The sequence below is a fragment of the Pseudomonas sp. NFACC42-2 genome, from assembly GCF_900116055.1.
Taxonomy (GTDB): Bacteria; Pseudomonadota; Gammaproteobacteria; order Pseudomonadales; family Pseudomonadaceae; genus Aquipseudomonas; species Aquipseudomonas marginalis.
Window position 1 is genome coordinate 87881 of the sequence record NZ_FOZO01000022.1, and the last position, 7204, is coordinate 95084.

Consider the following 7204-nt stretch of genomic DNA (forward strand, 5'->3'; position numbering starts at 1 on the left):
CGGCCTCTGTTCGAGAATGTTTTAGAGGAGCCAGTCATGCGTTACATCAGCACCCGCGGCCAGGCACCGGCCTTGAATTTCGAAGACGTCTTGCTGGCAGGCCTTGCCACTGACGGCGGCCTGTACGTGCCGGAAAACCTGCCACGCTTTACCCAGGAAGAAATCGCTTCGTGGGCCGGCCTGCCGTACCACGAGCTGGCGTTCCGGGTGATGCGCCCGTTCGTCACCGGCAGCATCCCCGATGCGGATTTCAAAAAGATTCTGGAAGAGACCTACGGCGTGTTTTCCCACAGCGCCATCGCGCCTCTGCGCCAGCTCAACGGCAACGAATGGGTGCTCGAGCTGTTCCATGGCCCGACCCTGGCGTTCAAGGACTTCGCCCTGCAACTGCTGGGTCGCCTGCTGGACTACGTGCTGGAGAAGCGCGGCGAGCGCGTGGTGATCATCGGCGCCACCTCCGGTGATACCGGTTCGGCCGCCATCGAAGGCTGCAAGCACTGCGAAAACGTCGACATCTTCATCCTGCACCCGCACAAGCGTGTCTCGGAAGTACAGCGCCGCCAGATGACCACCATCTTCGGCGAGAACATCCATAACATCGCCATCGAAGGCAACTTCGACGACTGCCAGGAAATGGTCAAGAACAGCTTCGCCGACCAGGGCTTCCTCAAAGGCACACGCCTGGTGGCGGTGAACTCGATCAACTGGGCGCGGATCATGGCCCAGATCGTCTACTACTTCCACGCCTCGCTGCAGTTGGGTGGCCCGGCGCGCTCGGTGTCCTTCTCGGTGCCGACCGGCAATTTCGGCGACATCTTCGCCGGCTACCTGGCCCGTAACATGGGGCTGCCGATCAACCAGTTGATCGTCGCCACCAACCGTAACGACATCCTGCACCGCTTCATGAGCGGCAACCAATACGTCAAGGAAACCCTGCACGCCACCTTGTCGCCGTCCATGGACATCATGGTGTCGTCGAACTTCGAACGCTTGCTGTTCGACATGCACGGTCGCAACGGCGCAGCCATCGCCGGCTTGATGGACACCTTCAAGAGCGGCGGCGGTTTCAGCGTTGATGAAGAGCGCTGGACCGAAACCCGCAAGCTGTTCGACTCCCTGGCCGTGGACGACGCGCAGACCTGCGAAACCATCGCCGAGGTCTACGCCCAGACCGGCGAGCTGCTCGACCCGCACACCGCCATTGGGGTCAAGGCCGCCCGCGAATGCCGCCGCAGCCTGGATATCCCGATGGTGATCCTCGGCACCGCCCATCCAGTGAAATTCCCGGAAGCGGTGGAGAAGGCGGGTGTCGGCAAGGCGCTGGAACTGCCGGTGCATCTGACCGACCTGTTCGAGCGTGAAGAGCGTTGCACGGTGCTGCCGAATGACTTGAAGGCGATGCAGGCGTTTGTCAGCCAGCATGGCAACCGTGGCAAGCCTTTGTAAGGCAAGTCACGAAGACAAAAACGCCGCTTTCCCTTCCTTGGGTCAGCGGCGTTTTTTGTTTCTGGCAGGCCCTGCCTCAGCGCCCGGCAAGCCCCAAAACAGCGGCCCATTGCGTAAGCATTTATGTGCCGCCGTTTTTTGCCTGTCATGTTGCAAGTGCATGCTGGAAACGTCATCCCCCGACAACCCCGCATAAACGAAAAAGCGAACTTTCCTACGTCACAACCAGTCACTTAGGATAGATGCAGCTCCCGTTTACAAGAATGTTTGCGAACTATTGAGTGGTGATCGAGATGGAAAGTATCAGCCTATTGCTCGAAGAAGCACTGAGCCCTTATCAGGTGACATTGACCACCGCAGGTGTGCAGGACGAGTGCCTGGTAACCGTGAAGAACCCCGCCGGTGCGATCATGGTCGAGCGTGAAGTCGACCGGGCGCAATTGCTCGATAAGCGCCTATTGGTGGATGTGGTGGATTGCCTGCTGCGCGACCTCAAGATCGCTGAAGGACGTCTGGAGCCCTCGGTCATCGCGGCCTTGCGCAACGCCGCCCAGACCCGCAGCGCTGCCGTTGCATGAAGAATTGTTTATAGATGGAAACTTCCCACGTCATGGCCGGTCAGATTTCGTAACAGCAAGAGCAAACATTGTGCTCCGGTGTTTGTGCCTTGTTGTACTGGTCTTTGTAGGCCACGTTTAACCCCGAAGTGTCTCCCCACTCTTCGGGGTTTCTTTTTGCCTGGGATTTGTCACGGCGCTGGCGAGTCCTGGAAAAAGCTCGGGTTGTCTCGCAGGTAATGTTCACGCATGACAGGGTCCAGCCAGGCGGCATAGGACTGTTGTACTTGTGCCAGCGGGAGGCTGGGCAGAACCTGGTTGATCCGTTCCATGGCCTCGCGCCCCTCAGGTGTATCCGAGCAGCCGATATGCGTGCGTTGGTAAGGTGCTGTGCCCTTGATGGGGTAGAAGCTGAGGTCTTCGGCAGCGATCCCCTGTTGCATCGCGTGGTAGCGGATTTCCGGCCAATAACCCAGCACCGCCTCCAGCCGCCCCAGGCGCTGCATCTGCAGCAAGCTGCCAAGGGCATCGTTGCCGTAGTGCAGTGTCAGTTTGTGTGTGTCGGCCTGTTTCAGCCGTTCATCGATAACGGCGCCGTAGCTGCGTTCCGCGATCGCGCCGACCCTTGCCTCATGGGCGTCGAAGAAGGCCTGCAGGTCGAACTGGCCGTCTACGATAAACGCCGCCAAGGCGTCCTGCTGGTTGCGTCGGATCGTGATGCCATTACTGGCGACCACAAACGCCTGCCTGGAAAATACGATGTACCTGGCCCGCTCGGCCGTCCACAGCAAGGATGGATCGCAGGTGAGCGTGGGCTCGCGCAGCATCTGCATGCCGCGCGCGCGATTGACGTGCATTACCTGGTGGCGATACTCCGGCAAGTGTCCGATCAGTATCGGCAGCAACTGGTCCAGGGCGCCCTGGCCCTTGCCTGGCCCTTCGAAGATGGTCAGCGGCGGCAAGTCGCGCAGCAACCAGATCAACGTGCCCTCGGCACTCGCCGGCACGGGCCAGCCGCCGGCCAGCATTACGGCCAGGTACAGCGCAATGACCCAGTGTTTGCAACCGTGGGACATCAGATGGCGCCTTGCTCACGCAGGCGGACAATGGCGGCGGCGTCGTATCCCAACTCGCCCAGCACCACGCCGTTGTGTTCACCCAGTTGCGGCCCCACCCATTCGCAACTGCCCGGTGTGTCCGACAGCTTGGGCACGATGCCCGGCATCTTGAAGTCCTTGCCGCCGGGAAGCCGGGCCTTGAGGAACATCTCGCGTGCAAGGAATTGCGGGTCGCCCAGCATGTCCTCGGCGCTGTAGATCCGGCTGGCGGGCACTTCGGCCTTGTTGAGTTGCTCCACCACCTGCTCCAGCGGCAGCGAGTTCACCCAGCGATCAATCACGCCATAGAGTTCATCGCGACGGCTATCGCGCCCGTCATTGCTGGCCAGTTGCGGATCGTTCGCCAGGTCGTCACGGCCGATGGCGCTCATGAAACGTTTGAAGATGGCATCGCCGTTGGCACCGATCTGTACGTGCTTGCCGTCCGCGCTGGTGTGGATCGATGACGGCGTGATGCCGGGCATGATGTTGCCGGTGCGTTCGCGAATAAACCCGAATACGTCGAACTCGGGGATCATGCTTTCCATCATGGCGAAGATGGCTTCATACAGCGCCACATCCACCACCTGGCCCACACCGCCATTAACCTCGCGATGACGCAGCGCCATCAAGGCACCGATGACCGCCCACAGCGCGGCGATGGAGTCGCCAATGGAGATTCCCGTGCGCACCGGCGGGCGATCTTCGAAACCGGTGATATAGCGCAGCCCGCCCATGGACTCGCCCACTGCACCAAACCCGGGCAGGTCTTTCATCGGCCCGGTCTGGCCAAAACCCGAGAGGCGCACCATCACCAGTTTCGGGTTCAGCCCATGCAGGGTTTCCCAGCTCAGGCCAAGCTTCTCCAGTACGCCGGGACGGAAATTTTCGATCAGGATGTCGGCGTCTGCCAGCAGTTGCTTGAGAATCGCCAGCCCGTCCGGGTGCTTGAGGTTCAACGTCAGGGACTTTTTGTTGCGCGCCTGCACAAACCACCACAACGAGGTGCCTTCATACAGCTTGCGCCATTTGCGCAACGGGTCGCCGCCGTCCGGGGATTCGACCTTGACCACCTCGGCGCCGAATTCAGCACAAATGCGTGAGGCGAAGGGCCCGGCGATCAGGGTGCCGAGTTCGATGACTTTCAGGCCGGCAAGCGGTTTGGCATTAAACGACATGGGGATCCTTGTCTGCGCAGAACGGTGATGTGAAGCCTTTTAACATAGGCGAGCAACCCAGAGATAAGGATGATGCAGCGCAGGATTCGTTGAATGACCTCGCCATCGGTTAGACTGGCCGCCTTTCCCTGTCTCTAGAAGCCCGTTCATGGCCCAGCCGTCCACGACCTACAAATTCGAACTCAACCTCACCGACCTCGACCGTTCGGTGTACGAGAGCGTCAAGCAGACCATCGCTCGCCACCCCTCGGAAACTGAAGAACGCATGACCGTGCGTCTGCTGGCCTACGCCCTTTTTTACAACGAACAGTTGGCGTTCGGCCGTGGCCTGTCAGATGTAGACGAGCCAGCCCTGTGGGAAAAAAGCCTGGATGATCGGGTTTTGCATTGGATCGAAGTTGGCCAGCCGGATGCCGACCGCCTGACCTGGTGCTCGCGTCGCACTGAGCGCACCAGCCTGCTGGCATACGGCAGCTTGCGTGTTTGGGAGGGCAAAGTGGTGCCGGTGGCGAACACCCTGAAGAATGTCCACATCGCAGCAGTGCCCCAGGAGATTCTGGAGGTTCTGGCCAAGGACATGCCCCGCGTGATCAAGTGGGACGTGATGATCAGTGAAGGCACGATCTTCGTCACCGACGACCGTGGCCAGCACGAAGTGCAACTGCAATGGCTGGTCGGCGAACGCGGTTGAAAATGTGGGAGGGGGCAAGCCCCCTCCCACATTTGATCTGTGTTGCCTTCAGAGTTGTCGTTTAACCGTTGTATTCAAGAGAAACTCCCGTCACCCATGCGTATCGATCCCCGCCCGTTGCCCGCCGTCTTGCCCTTCCTGGGTGAATTGCCACCGCTGTTGACCCGTCTCTACGCCGCTCGTGGCGTGCAGTCCGAGGCCGAGCTGGACAAGAGCCTGGCGCGGTTGATTCCCTATCAGCAGCTCAAGGGCATCGACGCGGCGGTGGACTTGCTGGTGACGGCATTGGAGCAGCGCCAGCGCATCCTCATCGTCGGTGACTTCGACGCCGATGGCGCCACCGCCAGCACCGTAGGCACCCTGGGCCTGCGTTTGCTCGGTGCGGCCCATGTCGATTACCTGGTGCCCAACCGCTTCGAATACGGCTATGGCCTGACCCCGGAAATCGTCGCGGTGGCCCTGCAGCGCGAGCCGCAGTTGCTGATCACCGTGGACAATGGCATCTCCAGTGTCGAAGGCGTGGCGGCGGCGAAAGCGGCGGGGTTGCAGGTATTGGTGACCGATCACCACTTGCCTGGTGATGAGCTGCCGGCGGCGGATGCCATCGTCAACCCGAACCAGCCGGGCTGTGAGTTCCCGAGCAAGGCCCTGGCCGGCGTGGGCGTGATCTTCTATGTACTGATGGCCCTGCGCGCGCGTTTGCGCAGTTTGGGCTGGTATGAAAACAAGCCTCAACCCAACATTGGCGAGCTGCTCGACCTGGTCGCCCTGGGCAGCGTCGCCGACGTGGTGCCCCTGGACGCCAATAACCGCATCCTCGTGCATCAGGGCCTGGAGCGTATTCGTGCCGGTCGCGCACGGCCGGGGATCAAGGCGATCCTCGAAGTGGCCAAGCGGGATGCGGCGCGCATCACCTCCACCGACCTCGGCTTTATCCTCGGGCCACGCTTGAACGCCGCCGGGCGCCTGGACGATATGAGCCTGGGCATCGAATGCCTGCTCACCACTGATTTCGCCGCCGCACGGGAAATGGCCGCACAACTGGACGGCATGAACCAGGACCGCAAATCCATCGAGCAGGGCATGCAGCGCGAAGCCCTGGCTCAGCTCAAGGACTTGCCGGTGGACTCAATGCCCTACGGCTTGTGCCTGTTTGATCCGGATTGGCACCAAGGCGTGATCGGCATTCTTGCGTCGCGCATGAAGGAGCGGTACTTCCGCCCGACCATCGCCTTCGCCGATGCCGGTGACGGGCTGCTGAAGGGCTCTGGACGCTCTGTGCAGGGCTTTCACATCCGCGATGCCCTGGCGGTGGTCGCGAGCCAGCATCCCAACCTGATCGCCAAATACGGCGGCCACGCCATGGCGGCGGGGCTGACCTTGCCCGAGGAAAATTTCCCACTGTTTGCCGAGGCCTTTGACGCCGAAGTGCGTCGGCAGCTGCGCGAAGAAGACCTCACCGGGCGCCTGCTGTCCGACGGCACCCTGGCGGTGGAAGAGTTTCACCTGGAGCTGGCGCGCGCACTGCGCCACGCCGGGCCGTGGGGCCAGCACTTTCCCGAGCCGTTGTTCCATGGCGTGTTCCAGCTGGTGGAGCAGCGGGTGGTAGGGGAGCGGCACCTGAAAGTGGTGCTCAAGAGCGAATGCGGGTCGGTGAAGCTCGATGGCATTGCCTTCGGCGTCGACCGTGAAGTCTGGCCGAACCCGACCGTGCGTTGGGTGGAGTTGGCCTACAAGTTGGATGTGAACGAGTTTCGTGGCAATGAAACCGTGCAACTGATGATTGCCCACATCGAACCGCGCTAGATCTTACCCACGCCGCAAAAAACTGTGGGAGGGGGCTTGCCCCGATAGCTGAGTGTCAGTCAACAATGCTGTGACTGACCTGCCGCTATCGGGGGCAAGCCCCCTTGTATGTTTAGACTTGAAGGGGTGGGTGGGACTAAAAGCCCGATTCTGACTCTAACCAGTACAGACCGTGGGAGACTTCGTCCCACCCCTTCTACCCAAAAGCGCCAATAAGGAATTCATCGGCAAGACCGACGATAGAGACAAGTCAGCGCACCGGTAGACCCCAACAAGCTCTTAAACCCTAGCTCCGAGGATTCGTCATGACAATCCTTACTTCGCAAACGGTCGTGGGTGTTGATGTGGCCAAGGCTGAGGTGCTCGTCTATCGTGCCGATCTGCAAACCACACAAGCCATCCCCAATAATCGAACAGCACTCAAACGCT

At 60.7% G+C, this 7204-nt stretch carries 6 protein-coding genes; 4 read left to right on the forward strand and 2 right to left on the reverse strand.

Features of this window, described 5'->3' with window-relative positions; all coding sequences use genetic code 11:
- Positions 1-36: 36 nt before the first annotated feature.
- Both thrC and BM416_RS26205 read left to right on the forward strand, forming a co-directional pair.
- Positions 37-1446: a threonine synthase gene (thrC, locus tag BM416_RS26200; protein ID WP_027605462.1), complete on the forward strand. Its 1410-nt coding sequence runs from the start codon at positions 37-39 to the stop codon at positions 1444-1446.
- 293 nt (positions 1447-1739) lie between these two features.
- Positions 1740-2024: a DUF3509 domain-containing protein gene (locus BM416_RS26205; protein ID WP_027605464.1), complete on the forward strand. Its 285-nt coding sequence runs from the start codon at positions 1740-1742 to the stop codon at positions 2022-2024.
- 170 nt (positions 2025-2194) lie between these two features.
- Here the strand turns inward: BM416_RS26205 and BM416_RS26210 are convergent, their stop codons facing one another.
- On the reverse strand, positions 2195-3079 hold the full coding sequence (locus BM416_RS26210) for a TIGR02285 family protein (protein ID WP_092489935.1): 885 nt from the start codon (positions 3077-3079) through the stop codon (positions 2195-2197).
- Positions 3079-4278: a CaiB/BaiF CoA transferase family protein gene (locus BM416_RS26215; RefSeq protein ID WP_092489936.1), complete on the reverse strand. Its 1200-nt coding sequence runs from the start codon at positions 4276-4278 to the stop codon at positions 3079-3081. The genes BM416_RS26210 and BM416_RS26215 overlap by 1 nt, the downstream gene beginning before the upstream one ends.
- 148 nt (positions 4279-4426) lie before the next feature.
- On the opposite strand from BM416_RS26215, the gene BM416_RS26220 reads away from it, so the two are divergent.
- Both BM416_RS26220 and recJ read left to right on the forward strand, forming a co-directional pair.
- Positions 4427-4969 carry a YaeQ family protein gene (locus BM416_RS26220; RefSeq protein WP_027605467.1) on the forward strand — a complete coding sequence of 181 codons (543 nt, stop codon included), beginning with the start codon at positions 4427-4429 and terminating at the stop codon, positions 4967-4969.
- 96 nt (positions 4970-5065) lie between these two features.
- On the forward strand, positions 5066-6775 hold the full coding sequence (recJ, locus tag BM416_RS26225) for a single-stranded-DNA-specific exonuclease RecJ (protein ID WP_092489937.1): 1710 nt from the start codon (positions 5066-5068) through the stop codon (positions 6773-6775).
- Positions 6776-7204 lie beyond the last annotated feature (429 nt).